This window comes from Leclercia sp. Marseille-Q4284, from assembly GCF_916618945.1.
GTDB lineage: Bacteria > Pseudomonadota > Gammaproteobacteria > Enterobacterales > Enterobacteriaceae > Enterobacter > Enterobacter tamurae.
Window position 1 is genome coordinate 2449668 of the sequence record NZ_CAKAKG010000001.1, and the last position, 19136, is coordinate 2468803.

The 19136-nt window shown below is 58.1% G+C and carries 16 protein-coding genes and 1 pseudogene; 10 read left to right on the forward strand and 7 right to left on the reverse strand.

Annotation, left to right across the window (positions count from 1 at the left end; translation table 11 throughout):
* Positions 1–136 precede the first annotated feature (136 nt).
* Positions 137–322, forward strand: a pseudogene (locus LG383_RS11575) (hypothetical protein); the annotation flags it as partial.
* Positions 250–468 carry a translation initiation factor IF-1 gene (gene infA, locus LG383_RS11580; protein WP_001040187.1) on the forward strand — a complete coding sequence of 73 codons (219 nt, stop codon included), beginning with the start codon at positions 250–252 and terminating at the stop codon, positions 466–468. The pseudogene LG383_RS11575 and the gene infA, both read left to right, overlap by 73 nt.
* A 73-nt stretch (positions 469–541) precedes the next feature.
* On the opposite strand, the gene LG383_RS11585 is transcribed toward infA, so the two are convergent.
* From LG383_RS11585 to clpS, 3 genes are all read right to left on the reverse strand, one after another.
* On the reverse strand, positions 542–961 hold the full coding sequence (locus LG383_RS11585; protein ID WP_106992819.1) for a hypothetical protein: 420 nt from the start codon (positions 959–961) through the stop codon (positions 542–544).
* 765 nt (positions 962–1726) lie between these two features.
* A complete protein-coding gene (clpA, locus tag LG383_RS11590; RefSeq protein WP_225759170.1) occupies positions 1727–4003 on the reverse strand; it encodes an ATP-dependent Clp protease ATP-binding subunit ClpA in 2277 nt (758 codons plus the stop codon).
* Positions 4004–4033: 30 nt separating this feature from the next.
* Positions 4034–4354 (reverse strand): ATP-dependent Clp protease adapter ClpS, encoded by a 321-nt coding sequence (clpS, locus tag LG383_RS11595; RefSeq protein ID WP_032617325.1) that lies wholly within the window; start codon positions 4352–4354, stop codon positions 4034–4036.
* 321 nt (positions 4355–4675) lie between these two features.
* Here clpS and cspD point away from each other — a divergent pair, with 321 nt between their 5' ends.
* Positions 4676–4897 carry a cold shock-like protein CspD gene (gene cspD / locus LG383_RS11600; RefSeq protein WP_225759171.1) on the forward strand — a complete coding sequence of 74 codons (222 nt, stop codon included), beginning with the start codon at positions 4676–4678 and terminating at the stop codon, positions 4895–4897.
* A gap of 79 nt (positions 4898–4976) precedes the next feature.
* Here cspD and macB read toward each other — a convergent pair whose 3' ends face one another.
* Complete coding sequence (gene macB, locus LG383_RS11605) at positions 4977–6917, reverse strand: macrolide ABC transporter ATP-binding protein/permease MacB (protein WP_225759172.1); 1941 nt, start codon at positions 6915–6917, stop codon at positions 4977–4979.
* A complete protein-coding gene (macA, locus tag LG383_RS11610) occupies positions 6914–8029 on the reverse strand; it encodes a macrolide transporter subunit MacA (RefSeq protein ID WP_225759173.1) in 1116 nt (371 codons plus the stop codon). The genes macB and macA overlap by 4 nt, the downstream gene beginning before the upstream one ends.
* 159 nt (positions 8030–8188) lie before the next feature.
* Between macA and LG383_RS11615 the strand changes: the two genes are divergently transcribed.
* Positions 8189–9145, forward strand: coding sequence for a VirK/YbjX family protein (locus LG383_RS11615; protein ID WP_225759174.1), 957 nt, complete (start codon positions 8189–8191; stop codon positions 9143–9145).
* Here the strand turns inward: LG383_RS11615 and LG383_RS11620 are convergent.
* Positions 9142–10800: an ATP-dependent endonuclease gene (locus LG383_RS11620; protein ID WP_225759175.1), complete on the reverse strand. Its 1659-nt coding sequence runs from the start codon at positions 10798–10800 to the stop codon at positions 9142–9144. The two genes, LG383_RS11615 and LG383_RS11620, sit on opposite strands and share 4 nt — an antisense overlap.
* A 369-nt stretch (positions 10801–11169) precedes the next feature.
* Between LG383_RS11620 and aqpZ the strand changes: the two genes are divergently transcribed.
* The 4 genes from aqpZ (at position 11170) to hcr (ending at position 15716) form a co-directional block, all read left to right on the forward strand.
* On the forward strand, positions 11170–11865 hold the full coding sequence (gene aqpZ, locus LG383_RS11625) for an aquaporin Z (RefSeq protein WP_106992557.1): 696 nt from the start codon (positions 11170–11172) through the stop codon (positions 11863–11865).
* A gap of 175 nt (positions 11866–12040) precedes the next feature.
* Positions 12041–12940, forward strand: a complete 900-nt coding sequence (locus LG383_RS11630; protein ID WP_166182002.1) for a lysine exporter LysO family protein — start codon at positions 12041–12043, stop codon at positions 12938–12940.
* Positions 12941–13083: 143 nt separating this feature from the next.
* Positions 13084–14736 (forward strand): hydroxylamine reductase, encoded by a 1653-nt coding sequence (gene hcp, locus LG383_RS11635; RefSeq protein ID WP_225759176.1) that lies wholly within the window; start codon positions 13084–13086, stop codon positions 14734–14736.
* An 11-nt stretch (positions 14737–14747) separates the two neighbouring features.
* Positions 14748–15716: an NADH oxidoreductase gene (gene hcr, locus LG383_RS11640; RefSeq protein WP_166182000.1), complete on the forward strand. Its 969-nt coding sequence runs from the start codon at positions 14748–14750 to the stop codon at positions 15714–15716.
* A gap of 74 nt (positions 15717–15790) precedes the next feature.
* On the opposite strand, the gene LG383_RS11645 is transcribed toward hcr, so the two are convergent.
* The gene (locus LG383_RS11645) at positions 15791–16225 is read right to left on the reverse strand and encodes a DoxX family protein (RefSeq protein WP_106992553.1); all 435 of its coding nucleotides are present in this window, start codon (positions 16223–16225) and stop codon (positions 15791–15793) included.
* A 152-nt stretch (positions 16226–16377) separates the two neighbouring features.
* On the opposite strand from LG383_RS11645, the gene poxB reads away from it, so the two are divergent.
* Positions 16378–18096, forward strand: coding sequence for a ubiquinone-dependent pyruvate dehydrogenase (gene poxB / locus LG383_RS11650; protein WP_225759177.1), 1719 nt, complete (start codon positions 16378–16380; stop codon positions 18094–18096).
* Between the two features lie 38 nt (positions 18097–18134).
* Positions 18135–19136 carry a low-specificity L-threonine aldolase gene (gene ltaE, locus LG383_RS11655; protein ID WP_106992551.1) on the forward strand — a complete coding sequence of 334 codons (1002 nt, stop codon included), beginning with the start codon at positions 18135–18137 and terminating at the stop codon, positions 19134–19136.

The window sequence follows — 19136 nt, forward strand, 5'->3', positions numbered from 1 at the left end:
CTGCCGCAGAGTAGGTTCTGCCTGTTGCCCCGCCGCCGTTTGGGAATAGTTCGCATCCGATAACGCCCTATCGTTTATCCTGCCACCTCCCCTTTACGTATGCGCTTTTCGTACGGTCGAACCGTGACGTCCGGGTAATACGCTGAAACTGCTTTGCTGCGTTTTAAACGCACAAATCTTTACTTAATTGATGAATTTCGGCATTATCTTGCCGGTTCAAAACTTGGTAGTGATACCCCAGAGGATTAGATGGCCAAAGAAGACAATATTGAAATGCAGGGTACCGTTCTTGAAACGTTGCCTAACACCATGTTTCGCGTAGAACTGGAAAACGGTCACGTCGTTACCGCGCATATCTCCGGTAAAATGCGTAAGAACTATATCCGTATTCTGACGGGCGACAAAGTGACTGTCGAGCTGACCCCGTACGACCTGAGCAAAGGCCGCATTGTCTTCCGTAGTCGCTAAGAGTTTTTCGCCGCGAATGGCGTAGAGAGAATACTAAAGGCCGGGTTATCCCGGCCTTTTTTTATGCGTAGCGTCAGTGGACACGCACCACCGTCAGATCGGCCAGCATCGCATGGCTGATCTCATGCAGCAGGCCGGTGAGATGCGGCAGCATTTCGCGGTCAAAATGCGACACCAGCAGCACATGGTTTAACGCCCGGCAGTAATCGCACTGGGCTTCGGTGCTGTCCAGCAGCCACTCCTGTTTGTGTGCTGGCGGTATCTCATCCTCATCCAGCACGCGGAAATCGGTCATCGATTTTTCCAGCTCACTTCTGAATGCGTCCAGGTATGCCGCAAGACAGCGGCAGACGGGCTGCGTCTGCGGCAGCGAATTGCAATCGACCAGGATTTCGGTGAGCAGGTTGCAGCGCGCGGCGAGCGTGGAGAGATCGGGAGTGCTGAGTTCGAGTTCGCTATAAAGCTGGGTGATGCTGTAATTTTCCATAATCATAATCTCCGAAAGTAATTTTTTGCTGACCACCCGAACGCCAACTCAGGCGGTGGACTGAACCAGGTTGGCGTACCGACTACCCTCGGAAAAATCGGCGCTTCAGAGAAGCCCAGGCCCAGCCCACCATAATATGAACGTACGGATTATATCCGCAGCTTTCAAAAGAGTGAACGAAACCGCTGATAGTTGCGCATGCAACATCATTTCCGAGGTTTGGTCAGGACGCCAATCCTGGCACCTGATTTTGCAGGTGCATCGCCATTCTATTACTGGGGTTTTATCCAGCAATATCCCTGTTTAAATTCTGGATAACGCCTCGCAAAATTTTGACGAACGTGTGTGCGGTTCCCCCTCACCCTAACCCTCTCCCTCAAGGGAGAGGGAACCGATCGAGCTTGCAGCGATGACAGAGTAAAAGATTGGTTCGGTAACTACAGCGATGGCACGGTCCGGCTGAAAATCGCCGAAGCGTTTCCGTAAGGCCGGGGCGAGGCGCATGGACGCGCCGAGAGGGCATAGCCTGCAGGGATGCAGGCTGGTGCCCGACCCGAAAGCCTGAAGGAATAAGCTGAGGGCACCGCGAAGCGGCGATTTTCTTTGCCGGGAGCCGGGATTGCTAAGGGGGTGGCGGCGAGCCCCCTTAGCACGTTCACGGGTGACGTGTTTAACAGAGAAATACAGAACGTAAAGTGAACGGAACCACCACCAAAGCTACATGTTCACAGACATAAAAAAAGGCAACCGAAGTTGCCTTTTTGCTTTTATCTAGTGAGCCGCTTCCGGCTTATGCTTCGCCGCACTCTGGAAGTCATACGTCAGCTCGTTCTTCGCCTGATCCAGCGCCACGGTCACCTGCCCCCCATCCACCAGCGAACCAAACAGCAGCTCGTTAGCCAACGGTTTCTTCAGGTTGTCCTGGATGACTCGCGCCATCGGACGCGCACCCATCGCACGATCGTAGCCTTTCTCAGCCAGCCAGTCGCGGGCTTCCTGACTCACTTCCAGGGAGACCCCTTTCTGATCCAGCTGTACCTGCAGCTCGACGATGAACTTATCCACCACCTGATGGATCACCTCGGTAGACAGGTGATCGAACCAGATAATGTTGTCCAGACGGTTACGGAACTCCGGCGTAAAGACCTTCTTGATCTCTTCCATCGCATCGGTGCTGTTATCCTGGTGGATCAGGCCGATGGATTTACGCTCGGTTTCACGCACCCCGGCGTTGGTGGTCATCACCATCACCACGTTACGGAAGTCCGCCTTGCGCCCGTTGTTGTCGGTCAGCGTCCCGTTATCCATCACCTGCAGCAGCAGGTTAAAGACGTCCGGGTGCGCTTTCTCGATCTCATCGAGCAGCAGAACCGAGTGCGGATGCTTGATCACCGCATCGGTGAGCAGGCCGCCCTGGTCAAAGCCGACATAGCCCGGAGGCGCACCGATCAGACGACTGACGGTGTGACGCTCCATATACTCGGACATATCAAAACGCAGCAGCTCAATGCCCAGCGCTTTGGAGAGCTGAACCGTCACCTCGGTTTTCCCCACCCCGGTTGGACCGGCGAACAGGAAGGAACCGACAGGTTTATGGTCATGCCCCAGCCCGGCGCGGGCCATCTTAATGGCTTCGGTTAAGGCCTCGATGGCTTTATCCTGACCAAAGACCAGCATTTTCAGGCGATCGCCGAGGTTTTTCAGCGTATCGCGGTCGCTCTGAGAAACGCTCTTCTCAGGGATACGCGCGATGCGGGCCACCACGGATTCGATATCCGCCACGTTGACCGTTTTCTTGCGCTTGCTGACTGGCATCAGACGCGCACGCGCGCCCGCTTCGTCGATCACGTCAATCGCTTTATCCGGCAGATGACGGTCGTTGATGTATTTCACCGCCAGCTCCACCGCCGCACGCACCGCTTTGGCGGTATAACGCACGTCGTGGTGCGCTTCGTACTTCGGTTTCAGGCCGTTGATGATCTGGACTGTTTCTTCCACCGACGGTTCAGTAATGTCGATTTTCTGGAAGCGACGCGCCAGGGCGCGGTCTTTTTCGAAAATATTGCTGAACTCCTGGTAGGTGGTCGAGCCAATCACCCGGATCTTACCGCTGGAGAGCAGCGGTTTGATCAGGTTGGCCGCATCCACCTGGCCACCCGATGCCGCACCGGCGCCGATGATGGTATGGATCTCGTCGATAAACAGGATGCTGTTGGTATCCTGCTCCAGCTGTTTCAGCAGCGCTTTGAAACGTTTTTCAAAATCACCACGGTATTTGGTCCCGGCCAGCAGGGAACCGATATCCAGCGAGTAGATGGTGCAATCGGCGATCACTTCCGGAACGTCGCCCTGCACGATGCGCCAGGCCAGCCCTTCGGCAATCGCCGTTTTACCGACGCCCGATTCACCCACCAACAGCGGGTTGTTCTTGCGGCGGCGGCACAGGACCTGAATCGCCCGTTCCAGCTCTTTTTCGCGGCCAATCAGCGGGTCAATACCGCCGACGCGGGCAAGCTGGTTAAGATTGGTGGTGAAGTTTTCCATACGTTCCTCCCCGCCTGCTTGCTCTTCGCTGTTGGCCTGATGGCCGGAATCCGATGCCTGATTCGGCTCGTCTTTTCGCGTTCCGTGAGAGATGAAGTTCACCACATCGAGGCGGCTGACTTCGTGTTTGCGCAGCAGGTAGGCGGCTTGCGACTCCTGCTCGCTGAAGATGGCAACCAGCACGTTGGCACCGGTGACTTCGCTACGTCCGGAGGACTGGACGTGAAATACCGCACGCTGGAGTACACGCTGGAAGCTGAGCGTCGGCTGGGTGTCGCGCTCCTCTTCACTGACGGGCAGTACAGGTGTGGTCTGTTCGATGAAGGCTTCAAGTTCCTGACGCAGCGCCACCAGGTCCACGGAGCAGGCTTCAAGCGCTTCGCGGGCGGATGGATTGCTGAGCAGTGCAAGCAGCAAGTGCTCGACCGTCATAAACTCATGTCGGTGCTCACGCGCTCTGGCGAAAGCCATGTTTAAACTGAGTTCCAGTTCTTGATTGAGCATAGGCACCTCCCCCAATTTTCATTGCCTTATTCAGGCTTTTTCCAGCGTACACAGCAACGGATGCTCGTTCTCCCTCGCATACTGGTTCACCATCGCCACCTTCGTCTCTGCGACTTCTGCAGTAAAAACACCGCAGATGGCTTTGCCATGATAGTGAACGGTAAGCATCAGTTGCGTTGCACGTTCTACATCATAAGAAAAGAACTTTTGTAGCACGTCAATAACAAATTCCATCGGCGTGTAGTCATCGTTCATTAACATAACTTTATACATAGATGGCGGTTTTAGCGCGTCGCGCACTTTATCTTCCGCCAGCTTGTCGAAATCGAGCCAGTCGTTCGTCTTACCCATTGTCAGTCGTCATCTTCGTTTACGCTCTCCGGTCGCGGTTCTGATGCTGACTGGAGGCTATACATAACCTGAATCTACCTCAGATGTCAGATAACTCACATCTATTATTGCCATCCGCGATGTCTGTCACAATACCCGTCAATAGCGTTAACTGCTTCAAATTTTGACGCATTTTTCCCCTCCCTGCCCCGGCAAATGCTTGACGCTGCCTTTGGTTTATCTAAATTGTACAGGCGTGAGTTGGCGAGGTTTTGAACAGCCCCCACTTCACCACCGGTTCATTACATCTAACTCAATAAGATTTACGAAGGATGTCGAAGCATGGAAACGGGTACAGTTAAGTGGTTTAACAACGCCAAAGGGTTTGGTTTTATCTGCCCTGAAGGCGGCGGCGAAGACATCTTCGCGCATTACTCCACCATTCAGATGGATGGTTACAGAACGCTGAAAGCCGGACAAGCCGTTCAGTTTGATGTACACCTCGGGCCAAAAGGCAATCATGCCAGCGTTATTGTGCCCATCGAAGTTGAAGCGGTGGCATAGCCCTCTGTTTCATTGTGTACACCCCGCACTCAAAATGCCAGCCCGATGCGCTGGCATTTTTATTTGCGGGCCAACAGACTTATTCCCGGGCTAACGCATCCACCGGATCCAGCCGGGCGGCATTTCTGGCCGGCAGCCAGCCAAACAGCACCCCGGTAAAGGTAGAACAGAGGAAGGCGGTTAACAGCGCCATTGGTGAAAAACCAATTTCCCAGCCGGGTAAAAACAGCTGCAGCGTAAAGGCGATAAGCAGAGAAAGTGTGATCCCCAGCGCACCGCCCACCAGACAGACCAGCACCGCCTCAATTAAAAACTGCTGCAGCACGTCGCTGGCTCGGGCGCCCACCGCCATGCGGATGCCGATCTCGCGCGTACGCTCGGTCACCGACACCAGCATGATATTCATCACCCCAATCCCCCCGACCAGCAGGGAGATGATCGCCACCAGCGTGAGGAAGAGCTGAAGAGTACGTGTGGTCTTTTCAGCCGTTTTCAAGAGCCCGTCCATGTTCCAGGTGAAGAAATCTTTCTTCCCGTGACGTAGGGTCAGCAGGCGCTCGAGCTGTTGTTCCGCCTGGGCGCTGTCGTAGCCCTCCTTCACCCGAACGGTGATTGAGTTCAGCCAGGACTGCCCCATAATGCGCCCGGAGATGGTGGTGTACGGCAGCCAGACGCGCAGGATCTTGCTGCTGCCAAACATCGACTGCTTCTCCTCCGCCACGCCGATCACCGTCGCGGGCATATTCCCCACCAGGATAATTTCGCCCACCACTTTCGCTTTATTGGGGAACAGCTGCCGCCGGGAGTTGGCATCCAGCACCACCACCTGCGACCGGCCCGCCAGCTGTTCCGCATTGAAAGTTGTCCCCTCGCTGAAGGTCATGCCGTAGACGTTAAAGTAATCGCCGCTGACGCCGTTGGCGCTGGCCGCCACGTCAATATTGGCGTAGCGCAGACGCAGGTTCTGTGACACCGCCGGGGTGGCGGAGTTGACCCACGGCTGCTTCTGGATCGCCGCCAGATCGTCATATTTCAGCGCCTGCTGATACTGCGGCTCATCGTCGCCAAAATCTTTGCCGGGATAGACGTCAATGGTATTGGTGCCGATGGAGCGGATATCCGACAGCACCAGCTGTTTGGCGGCATCGCCCACCACCACAATCGACACCACCGAGGCGATACCGATGATGATCCCGAGCATGGTCAACAGGGTGCGCATCTTGTTGGCGGCCATCGCCAGCCAGGCCATGGTCAGCGCTTCGCGGAAGCTGCTGGCAAACTGCCGCCAGCCGGACGGCGGAGGCAACGCCACCTCCTGACGTCGGGTGGCGTTGAGGCCGGGAGGTGGATTGCTGACCAGCTCGCCGTCGTGGATCTCCACGATCCGTCCGGCCTGCGCGGCCACCTGCGGATCGTGGGTGACGATGATCACCGTATGTCCCTGATCCCGCAGCTGGTGCAGGATCGCCATCACCTCTTCGCCGGAGTGGCTGTCCAGTGCCCCGGTCGGTTCATCAGCGAGGATCACCTGTCCGCCGTTCATCAGCGCCCGGGCGATACTCACCCGCTGCTGCTGGCCGCCGGAGAGCTGCGAAGGCTGGTAATCCACCCGCTCCCCCAGCCCCAGCCGGGTAAGCAGCGCCTGAGCCCGCTCAAGGCGTTTTTTGCGCTCCACACCGGCATAGACCGCCGGCACTTCGACGTTCTGCGCCGCACTCAGGTGCGAGAGCAGGTGGTAACGCTGGAAGATAAAACCGAAATGTTCCCGCCGCAGCTTAGCCAGCGCATCGCTGTCCAGGGTGGCGACATCGGTGCCGGCCACCCGGTAGGTGCCGCTGGTGGGTTTATCCAGGCAGCCGAGAATGTTCATCAGCGTCGATTTACCCGAGCCCGAGGCCCCGACAATCGCCACCATCTCTCCGGCCTCGACCTGCAGAGTGATGCCCTTCAGCACCTCCACCGGCCCGTCGCCGGAGGGGTAGCTCCGGCGGATATCAATCAGCTCCAGCAGGGACGTCATTTGGCCGCCCCGGGCTGGCTCTCGCTGATGACGACCTCTTCACCCTCTTCCAGCCCTTTCACCACCACCACGTCGGTGTCGTTGCGCGAGCCAAGGCTCACCTCACGCTCGCGGGTCTCGCCGTTACGCAGCACCTTCACGTTGTAGCGGTTGTCGCCCGCCGGTTCCCCCAGCGCCGCCAGCGGAATGGTCAGCACGTTTTTAACCCCGGCCAGCTGGATATGCACCTGAGCGGTCATGTCCAGGCGCAGCACGCCTTGCGGGTTGGGCACCTCGAAACGGGCGTGATAGAAGATGGCGTCGTTGACCTTCTCCGGGGTCGGAAGAATGTCCTTCAGCACCCCTTCGTAGCGGGTTTGCGGATCCCCCAGCACGGTAAACCAGGCTTTTTGCCCCGGCTTAAGGTGGATCACATCCGCCTCGGAGACCTGGGCCTTCACCAGCATGGTGCCCATATCCGCCAGGGTCAGGATGTTCGGCGCCTGCTGGGCGGCAATCACCGTCTGCCCCTGCAGGGTAGTGATTTGCGTCACTTCCCCGGCCATCGGCGCGACGATACGGGTGTAATCGAGGTTGGTTTTGGCGCTGTCCAGCGAGGCCTGGTTGCGTTTGATCTGCGCGTCGATGGTGCCGATCTGCGCCTGCTTGACCGCCAGTTCGGTGGTCGAGGTATCCAGATCCTGCTGCGAGATCGCCTGAGTGGTGGCCAGCTGACGCTGACGGTTCAGGGTCACCTGGGCCAGCTTACGTTCTGCTTCGGCCTGGCTACGCTGGGCCCGCAGCTCCATCAGGGTCGCTTCCACCTCTTTGATCTGGTTTTCAGCCTGCTCCGGGTCGATGACCCCCAGCAGTTGCCCCTTTTTCACCTTATCGCCAATCTCCACCGACAGCGTTTTCAGCTGACCGCTGACCTGGGCCCCGACGTCCACCTTGCGCAGCGCGTCCAGCTTGCCGGTGGCAAGCACGCTCTGTTGCAGCTCGCCCTGACGGACAATCAGCGTCTGATAGTGCGGCACCGGGGCGTTAAGCACCTGCCACAGCCAGAATCCAGCCACCAGTACAATCAGCACCAGCAGCAGAAACAGCTTCCTGCGTTTTCCCTTAAAGTTCATAAATATTCCAAATAGCTATTCTGGCTTACATAACTGTTGATTCTAACTAAACCGTTCCTCAACGAAACCCCTGCTTTTAAGGATGGGTGAAAATCGTTGAGGAGAGGTTGATTAAACCCCTGCTGAAATAGAGTTCTGGCAACAAGACCGGAATTTATTATGTCATCCATCGCAGAGTCATCTTATTCACTCCAGCCGCAACCCACATCGGGCTGGCAACTCTTTCAACGTCTGGCCTCCGGGACATTAACCCCCGGGCTGGCCTGGCGCAATCCGGCCTACCGCCGCAAGTTTATGCTGCGATCGCTGATGACGCCATTCAGCACCGCCCGCCTGCTGACAAACCTGGCGCAACAGCCGCAATTACTGCAGCTGTTGCAGGTTCAGCCTGGGCTGCCCTGCCGCCTGCACCGCCCGTGGTTGTCCGTCGCCATTAACCGTCAGCAAACCCTGCAGGCGCTGAGCTGGCACTATCAGACGATGCAGCGTCTGCTTCCGGCCGCGCTGATGAACGGCTATCTCTCCCGGGAAGGGGTGACGCTGCTGACCCTGACCGGCAAAGACGAACAGCAGTTTACCCTGCGCCTGTGCGCCGATGCGTTTCTGGATAAAGAGGGTGAAGCCACGCTGGCGTTTTGCGACGCGGAGCAGACGGTGCTGGCGGAGATAACCTTCACGCTGTGCCAGATTAACGGTACCGCGACGCTGTTTATCGGCGGGATGCAGGGAGCGAAAGCCTTTGTCCCGCACGAGGCGATCCAGAGCGCCACCAAGGCCTGTCACGGCCTGTTCCCGAAACGCCTGCTGGTGGAGGCTGCCATGACGCTGGGCAGCGCCCTTGCCGTGGAGCAGATCGTGGCCGTCAGCAACAGCACCCATATCTACCGCAGCTGGCGCTACCGGAAGAAAAAAGAGGGCAAACTGCTGGCCGATTACGACAGCTTCTGGCAGTCACTCGGCGGCGAGCGCACCGACGAGGGCAACTTCCGCCTGCCGCTCGCCATGCCGCGTAAACCGATGGACGAGATCGCCAGCAAAAAGCGCGCCGAGTACCGCCGCCGCTTTGCCCTGCTGGAGAGCCTGATCGATCAGGTCAACCAGGCGACCCGCCGTTAATCGGCTCTCCCGCGCGCCAGCCACAGCACGCGGGAGAACATCTTCCGCAACAGGGGCGGCACCGCTTCAACCCCGCGCCGCCCGGCTTCCATCGCCACCTCAATCGCCAGATCGGGCTTCGACGAGCGGTGAATGGCTTTCACAATCACCCGCCGTATGTTCATCGGAGCATTCTCGGGGATCATCGCTACCCGGTGAAAGACGTCCGCGAAGCCCTGGCGGTACATGAAGTGCTCCATGTCCATGGCGGGCAGCGTCGTCAGGTGCTCGCGCTCCTCTTCCCGGTCGTTGTTGATCAGCCCGCGCACGGTGGCAGCATATTTCTTGCCGGCCTCGTCGCCGTCCACCAGCACGTGCCACTCAATGCCCATCCGCCGGGCAAATTTGATCAGCGGTTTTAAGCCCGACTGGGCGAACTCAATCACCTTGATCCCCTCGGCATCGAAGTGGTGACCGCACTGGCGGGCAAGCTCGTTAATCACCCAGGTTTCGGTCTCCCCTTCCACCAGCAGCCAGCAGCGGGCGAACAGAGAGGAGGCGCGATTAAAGCGAATGTGGAAGGCGATTCGGCGGCTGTCTTCGGCGTTCATCCCTCCCGGCCCAAGGCGGAAAGCGGTGACGCGCGACGACTCACGCACCAGACGACAGACGTGCTCCACCGGGGTTAACGACAGCAGCTCGCCGGAGTTGGTGGTGGTGATGCGCTGCAACGGCAGCAGATTCAGCAGGTGCCACGCTACCGAGAGCATAATCGGGTGCAGGCGCGTCTCGGGATCTTCCACCAGCAGCAGCGGGCGGGCATCCCGGTCGAGCCGGACGGTGCCTTTGGCCTGCAGGAGCGTCGAGAAGAGCCCCAGCAGGATCACCCGGTGCGAACGGCCGCCGGGGCGGTCGATCATCCGGTTGATGATGTCGAGGTAGCGCCAGCTGCGCTGTTCATCGTGGGAGCGCCGCCGCATCAGGCGGTTACGGACCGGCGAGGTGCCTTGCTCGGTAAAGTAGTGCTCCAGCAGCTGCACCATCGCCGACAGCCCCTGGCGGATCTGGCCATCGGTGAGATTTTGCGGACGGGCTACCAGCTCGCGGGCCAGATAATCCAGCTCGCGGGCGGTAACCTCCACGTCGGGCATGTTGGGCACCGTGCCGTTGCGGATCCGGCGCATAAAGCGGGCGTCGCGCAGGCGCAGCACCGGCATCAGGCGCACCAGATGCCGCGCCAGCTCGTCGATATCCGCCAGCGGCAGAGGATTGCCGTCGTTGCCGAGAAAACTGCGCAGGGTCAGCACGCTGTCGTCATCAGCCAGTTCACCTTCCAGACGATAAAAGATGCGCTGATAGTTGTCCTGGCACGGCACCCAGCAGTCGGCCAGGGGGCGGTAGCGACGAACGCGGTGACGGCCCGGCTCGGCTTCACGGAAGGTGAGAATAATATGCAGATGGTGTTCGCGTCCCAGCAGATCCCCGGGAGGGAACCAGAAATCTTCCCGGACAAAATGGTACAGATCGGATTCCGGGGAGAGCAGCAGCGTGAGGGCATCCAGCAGGCTGGATTTACCCCAGGCGTTTTCCCCGATCAGCACGTTATTGTGCTCCAGCATCAGCGACAGACGGTTAATGCCGCGGAACCCCACGATTTCCACACGTTCAAGCAACATGTACCCTCCGGGAGAGATGAACTTTTTCCTTTAAGTTTTCAGGAGTATAACGCCAGCGCGCCCGGACGGACACCCGATTGTCGGGGGAATAGTGAAAAGCAGAAGTGATAAATTAAGAATTTAACCAACAACTTTCATTTGAAATAATGATTCCCGGCCAATATTCTTGCTGCCGGAAATGCCACTCTGCTTTGCATGTCTTCATTTTCCAATTAAAGGCAACACATTGCCCTACATCAAACTTACCGTATTTATTTAACTGGTGAGGGGAAATGTTCATTTCTAGAATAGGGGCGTTTTAAACTCATCGCCCCTATTGGCGATAAATAACAATGACGCAGGATTGCGTTCTTTTTCTTTGAGGTGGTTATGTTCAGAAAATTAGCAGCTGAATGTTTTGGCACATTCTGGTTGGTATTTGGTGGCTGCGGCAGCGCAGTGCTGGCGGCAGGTTTCCCGGAATTAGGGATTGGTTTTGTCGGTGTTTCTCTGGCCTTCGGTTTAACAGTATTAACCATGGCGTATGCCGTAGGACATATTTCCGGCGGGCACTTTAACCCGGCGGTAACATTAGGTCTGTGGGCGGGCGGTCGTTTTCCGGCAAAAGATATTCTCGGCTATATTATTGCCCAGGTCATTGGCGGGATTATTGCTGCCGCTATTCTGTATGTTATTGCCAGCGGTAAAGTCGGCTTTGATGCCGCAGCCAGCGGTTTTGCTTCAAACGGTTTTGGCGAGCACTCCCCGGGCGGTTTCTCCATGCTGTCTGCCATCGTGATTGAAATCGTGCTGACGGCCGGTTTCCTGCTGGTGATCCACGGCGCCACCGACAAACACGCCCCAGCCGGTTTTGCCCCGATTGCGATTGGCCTGGCGCTGACCTTGATCCACCTGATCAGCATTCCGGTCACCAATACCTCGGTTAACCCGGCGCGCAGCACCGCGGTTGCCATCTTCCAGGGCGGCTGGGCCATTGAGCAGCTGTGGCTGTTCTGGGTGATGCCGATTGTCGGCGGTATCCTTGGCGGCGTGCTGTATCGCACTCTGCTTGAGAAGCGCGGTTAATAAAAGCAAAACGGCAACCTGCGGGTTGCCGTTTTTAGTGTGTGCGCCCTCTCCCTGTGGGAGAGGGATGGGGTGAGGGCATCAGGCCGCATTGTTCCGGCACTGTTTTCACCTTTACTGAACCGTCTGAATTGGGTAGTGTCACAGCGCCACTCATATAAAGGACCGGTTGTTCATGTTTTCAGGACTCTTAATCATTCTGATCCCGCTGATTGTGGGTTATCTCATTCCTCTTCGTCAGCTGTCAGCGTTAAAACTGATCAACCGTTTACTGAGCTGGATTGTCTACGTCATTCTGTTTTTTATGGGCATCAGCCTCGCGTTCCTCGATAATCTGGCGGCCAACCTGCTCTCGATCCTGCATTACTCCCTCATTACGATGACGGTTATTTTGCTGTGCAATATTGCGGCCCTGTTCTGGCTGGAACGCGTTATTCCGTGGAAAAACCACCACCATCAGGAGAAATTACCGTCGCGTATCGCCATGGCCCTGGAGTCACTGAAATTATGCGGCGTGGTGGTAATTGGCTTTTTACTGGGGCTGAGCGGGATGGATTTTTTACAGCACGCCACCGAGGCCAGCGAATATACCCTGATCTTCCTGCTGTTCCTGATTGGTATTCAGCTGCGAAATAACGGCATGACCTTAAAACAGATCGTCCTCAACCGCCGGGGTATGATGGTCGCCGTGATCGTGGTGGGCAGTTCGCTGGTGGGCGGGGTCATCAACGCCTTTATTCTCGACCTGCCGCTCAATACCGCGCTGGCAATGGCCTCCGGTTTTGGCTGGTATTCTCTGTCCGGTATTCTGCTAACCGAATCCTTTGGCCCGGTAATTGGCAGCGCTGCCTTCTTTAACGATCTTGGCCGGGAGCTGATCGCCATTATGCTGATCCCGGGTCTGGTGCGCCGCAGCCGCTCCACGGCGCTGGGCCTGTGCGGGGCCACGTCGATGGACTTTACCCTGCCAGTGTTACAACGTTCTGGCGGGCTGGAGATGGTTCCTGCCGCCATTGTCCACGGCTTTATTTTAAGCCTGCTGGTACCGATCATGATGGCCTTCTTCTCCGCCTGATACTTCTTTGGCGGTAGCCTGCTGCCGCCAAAATTGCGCTAAATCAATAACCCTTTCGTTTATAGAAGAAAGCCCTTCACAGGCTATCACCACAGGCATAATCTTAAACATGTATCTAAAATATAACTTTAACAGGTGTGATTATGTTTTGTGTGCAATGTGAACAAACTATCCGTACTCCAGCCGGCAACGGCTGCTCCTACGCACAGGGCATGTGCGGTAAAACCGCCGAAACTTCCGATCTGCAGGATCTGCTGATTGCGTCCCTGCAGGGTTTATCCGCCTGGGCGGTAAAAGCCCGGGAATATGGCATTGTCGACCACTACGTCGATAACTTCGCCCCACGCGCGTTTTTCTCTACCCTGACCAACGTGAACTTCGATTCGCCACGCATTGTGGGCTACGCCCGCGAAGCCATTGCCCTGCGTGATGCCCTGAAAGCCCAGGCTCTGAACGTGGATGCCACTGCCCGCGTCGATAACCCGATGGCGGACCTGCAGCTGGTCAGCGACGACCTCGGTGACCTGCAACGCCAGGCGGCAGAATTTACCCCGAACAAAGACAAAGCGGCGATCGGCGAGAACATTCTCGGCCTGCGCCTGCTGTGCCTGTACGGCCTGAAAGGTGCCGCGGCCTATATGGAACACGCGCACGTTCTGGATCAGTACGACAACGACATCTACGCTCAGTATCACAAAATCATGGCGTGGCTGGGGACCTGGCCTTCCGACATGAACGCGCTGCTGGAATGTTCAATGGAAATCGGCCAGATGAACTTCAAAGTGATGAGCATTCTGGATGCTGGTGAAACCACCAAATATGGCCACCCGACCCCGACCCAGGTCAACGTCAAGGCGACCGAAGGTAAGTGCATCCTGATCTCCGGTCACGACCTGAAAGATCTCTACAACCTGCTGGAGCAGACCGACGGCACCGGCGTGAACGTCTATACCCACGGTGAGATGCTGCCTGCCCACGGCTATCCGGAGCTGCGCAAATTCAAACACCTGATCGGTAACTACGGCAGCGGCTGGCAGAACCAGCAGGTGGAGTTCGCCCGCTTCCCTGGCCCAATCGTGATGACCTCTAACTGCATCATCGACCCAACCGTGGGCGCCTACGACGACCGTATCTGGACCCGCAGCATTGTCGGCTGGCCGGGCGTGAGCCACCTTGAAGGTGACGATTTTGGTCCGGTGATTGCCCAGGCACAGCAGATGGCGGGCTTCCCGTACAGCGAAATTCCTCACCTGATCACCGTTGGTTTTGGCCGTCAGACCCTGCTGGGCGCGGCGGATTCCCTGATTGACCTGGTGAGCCGCGAGAAACTGCGTCACATCTTCCTGGTCGGCGGCTGCGACGGTGCACGCGGGGAGCGTAACTACTTCACCGACTTCGCCACCAGCGTGCCGGACGACTGCCTGATCCTGACTCTGGCCTGCGGTAAGTACCGTTTCAACAAGCTGGAGTTCGGGGATATCGAAGGCCTGCCGCGTCTGATCGATGCTGGTCAGTGTAACGATGCCTACTCGGCGATCATCCTGGCCGTGACCCTGGCGGAAAAACTCGGCTGTGGCGTGAACGACCTGCCGCTGTCGCTGGTACTCTCCTGGTTCGAACAGAAAGCGATTGTGATCCTGCTGACCCTGCTGTCGCTGGGCGTGAAAAACATCGTCACCGGCCCGACCGCGCCTGGCTTCTTTACCCCTGACCTGCTGGCGGTCCTCAACGAGAAATTTGGTCTGCGTTCCGTGACCACCGTTGAAGAAGACATGAAGCAACTGCTGAGAGCGTAAGGAGTAAAACTATGACAATGCCAACCCATCAGTGCCCATGGCGGATGCAGGTTCACCACATCCATCAGGAAACGCCGGATGTCTGGACGATTTCGCTGCTGTGTCACGACTATTATCCGTACCGTGCCGGGCAGTACGCGCTGGTCAGCGTGCGTAACTCTGCGGAGACGCTGCGGGCGTACACGATCTCCTCCACGCCGGGTATCAGCGAGTACATTACGCTGACCATCCGCCGCATTGATGAGGGGGCAGGCTCGCAGTGGTTGACGCACGACGTGAAGCGTGGGGACTACATCTGGCTGTCGGATGCGCAGGGTGATTTTACCTGTGACGACAAGCCGGAAGATAAATTCCTGCTGCTGGCTGCCGGTTGCGGCGTGACGCCGGTGATGTCGATGCGTCGCTGGCTGGCGAAGAACCGCCCGCAGGCCGACGTGGCGGTGATCTTCAGCGTGCGTTCGCCGCAGGATGTGATTTTCGCTGACGAATGGCGTAACTACCCGGTCACGCTGGTGGCCGAAACCAACGCCACCGAAGGTTTCGTGGCCGGTCGCCTGACCCGCGAGCTGCTGCAACAGGTGCCGGATCTCGCCTCACGCACCGTGATGACCTGTGGTCCGGCGCCGTATATGGACATCGTTGAGGAAGAGGTGAAAGCCCTCGGTGTGACCCGCTTCTTTAAAGAGCAGTTCTTTACCCCGGTCGCGGAAGCCGCCACCAGCGGGCTTAAGTTCACCAAACTGCAGCCGGCGCAGACCTTCTTTGGCCGCGTGGGCAGCACGCTGCTGGAAGCGCTGGAGAGCAATAACGTGCCGGTGGTGGCTGCCTGTCGTGCGGGCGTCTGCGGCTGCTGTAAAACGAAGGTGGTGGACGGGAACTATACCGTCTCCAGCACCATGACGCTGACGGATGCCGAAGTGGCGGAAGGCTATGTGCTGGCCTGCTCCTGTCATCCGCAGGGGGATTTGGTGCTGGCCTGATAAAACGCCCGGTGGCGCTACGCTTACCGGGCCTACGGAACTCGTAGGCCGGGCAAACGCAGTGCCGCCCGGCGTTACTTCCAGACGGGATCGCTCACCACCCCGTACCGCCCTGCCCCTAAAAATGCCACCGCCAGCGCACCCACGAAGAAGTAAACCAGGCTCTCAATCGCCCAGGCTCCCACCGCATCCAGCGCGAAGGTTTTGCCAGTGCCCACCATCAGCCACGCCACCACCATGGTAAAAGCCAGCACCAGCGCCGACGGACGGGTGAGAATACCGAGGATAATCAGGATCGGCGCCACCACTTCGCCAATCAGCACCCCGTAAGCAATAAAGCCCGGCAGCCCCTTCGCCGCCAGCATACCTGCAATGCCGCCTACCCCGTCGATGGCCTTATGCAGGCCGTGAAACAGCATCAATCCCCCTACCGCCAGACGCAGTAACAGCTTGCCCGCATCGTCACACATTAGCTTTTTATTAACAGCAATTAACAATGATTTAACCATTTGAATTTATTCCTGTTTTCACCTGAGGTCACACCAGAATATGACGAAATATTGCACATTGAAAGCAACTATTAATCAGGGGGATTAAACCAGCATGCCGGTCAGTTTCATCTAAGCTTGAAAGCGTTAACACATTCAGGAGACGGACTACCATGAAACAAACCGTGGCGAACTACATCGCGAAAATGCTGGAACAGGCCGGAGTAAAACGGATCTGGGGTGTCACCGGGGATTCCCTCAACGGCCTGAGCGACAGCCTGAACCGGATGGGCACCATCGAGTGGATGCCGACCCGTCATGAGGAGGTCGCCGCGTTCGCCGCCGGGGCCGAGGCCCAGCTCACCGGCGAGCTGGCGGTGTGCGCCGGATCCTGCGGACCGGGCAACCTGCATCTGATCAACGGCCTGTTTGACTGCCATCGCAACAACGTCCCGGTGCTGGCTATCGCCGCGCATATTCCGTCGAGTGAAATCGGCAGCGGCTATTTTCAGGAGACGCATCCTCAGGAGCTGTTCCGTGAATGCAGCCACTACTGTGAGCTGGTCTCCACGCCGGAGCAGATCCCGCAGGTGCTGGCTCTGGCCCTGCGCAACGCTATTTTAAATCGCGGCGTCTCGGTAATTGTACTGCCAGGCGACGTCGCCCTGCAGGCAGCCCCGGAAAGCGCCAGCAGCCACTGGTATCCCGCTCCCCTGCCGGTGGTCACGCCCGCTCAGGCGGAACTGAAAAAACTGGCGCAGCTCCTGCGCTACTCCAGCAATATCGCCCTGATGTGCGGCAGCGGCTGTGCCGGGGCCCATGACGAGCTGGTGGAATTTGCCGGTATGCTCAAGGCGCCGATTGTCCACGCTCTGCGCGGCAAAGAGCACGTGGAGTACGATAACCCTTACGACGTGGGGATGACCGGACTGATCGGCTTCTCGTCCGGGTTCCACACCATGATGAACGCCGACACTCTGGTGCTGCTCGGCACCCGCTTCCCGTATCGCGCGTTTTACCCTACCGACGCCAAAATCATTCAGATCGACATCAATCCGGCCAGCATCGGGGCGCACAGCAAGGTGGATATGGCTCTGGTGGGCGATATCAAGGCCACGCTCACCGCGCTGATGCCGCTGCTGGAGGAGAAAACCGATCGCACGTTCCTCGACAAGGCCCTGAGCGATTACCGCGATGCGCGTAAAGGGCTGGACGACCTGGCGAAACCCAGCGACAAGGCGCTGCACCCGCAGTATCTGGCGCAGCAGATCAGCCACTATGCCGATGAAGATGCCATCTTTACCTGCGACGTGGGCACCCCGACCGTCTGGGCGGCGCGCTACCTGAAGATGAACGGCAAGCGCCGTCTGATTGGCTCCTTTAACCACGGCTCGATGGCCAACGCCATGCCGCAGGCGCTGGGGGCCAAAGCCACCGCGCCGGATCGTCAGGTGGTGGCGATGTGCGGCGACGGCGGCTTCAGCATGCTGATGGGCGATTTCCTCTCGGTGGCGCAGATGAAGCTGCCGATCAAAATCATCGTCTTCAACAACAGCGTGCTGGGCTTTGTGGCGATGGAGATGAAGGCCGGGGGGTATCTGACTGACGGCACCGAACTGCACGACACCAACTTCGCCGCCATCGCCGAAGCCTGCGGCATCACCGGCATCCGCGTGGAGAAGGCCTCCGAAGTGGATGACGCCCTCCAGCGCGCCTTCGCCACCGACGGTCCGGTGCTGGTGGATGTGGTGGTCGCCAAAGATGAACTGGCGATCCCGCCGCAGATCAAACTCGAGCAGGCCAAGGGTTTTAGCCTGTATATGCTGCGCGCCATCATCAGCGGCCGTGGTGACGAAGTTCTGGAGCTAGCCAAAACCAACTGGCTCAGGTAAAACAATCGGCATCGCCTTTAAAATAATAAGGAAATGCCATGATTGATTTACGCAGCGACACCGTTACTCGTCCGACGCAGGCCATGCTCAAGGAGATGCTGGCCGCGCCGGTCGGGGACGACGTTTACGGCGACGACCCGACCGTTAACGAACTCCAGCGCTATGCCGCCGAGCTGAGCGGCCACGAGGCCGCCCTGTTCCTGCCAACCGGCACCCAGGCCAACCTTGTGGCCCTGCTCAGCCACTGCGAGCGCGGGGAGGAGTATATCGTCGGCCAGGGGGCGCATAACTACCTGTACGAAGCCGGGGGTGCAGCGGTGCTGGGCAGTATCCAGCCGCAGCCGATCGATGCCGCGCCTGACGGCTCCCTGCCGCTGGACAAAGTCGCCGCCAAAATCAAAGCCGACGATATTCACTTCGCCCGCACCAAACTGCTCAGCCTCGAAAACACCCATAACGGCAAAGTGCTCCCACGCGAGTACCTGAAAGCGGCGTGGGACTTTACCCGCGAGCGCAAGCTGGGGCTGCACGTCGATGGCGCACGTATTTTTAACGCCGTGGTGGAGTATGGCTGCGAGCTGAAAGAGATTACGCAATATTGCGACTCGTTCACCATTTGCCTCTCCAAAGGGCTGGGCACGCCGGTGGGTTCCCTGCTGGTGGGCAATGCCGACTACATCAAGCGCGCCAACCGCTGGCGTAAAATGACCGGCGGCGGCATGCGCCAGGCCGGATTCCTCGCTGCCGCAGGTCTGTACGCCCTGAAAAACAACGTCGCCCGTCTGAAGGACGATCACGACAATGCGGCGTGGATGGCGACGCAGCTGCGCGAGATCGGTGCAGATGTGATGCGTCACGACACCAACATGCTGTTTATCCGCGTCGGGAACGACAACGCTGCGGCGCTGGGTGAGTTTATGAAGGCGCGCGGGGTGCTGATCAACGCCTCGCCGGTGGTGCGTCTGGTAATGCATCTCGACGTTAACCGCGAGCAGCTTGCCGAGGTGGTTGCTCACTGGCAGGCATTTTTGCAGCGCTAA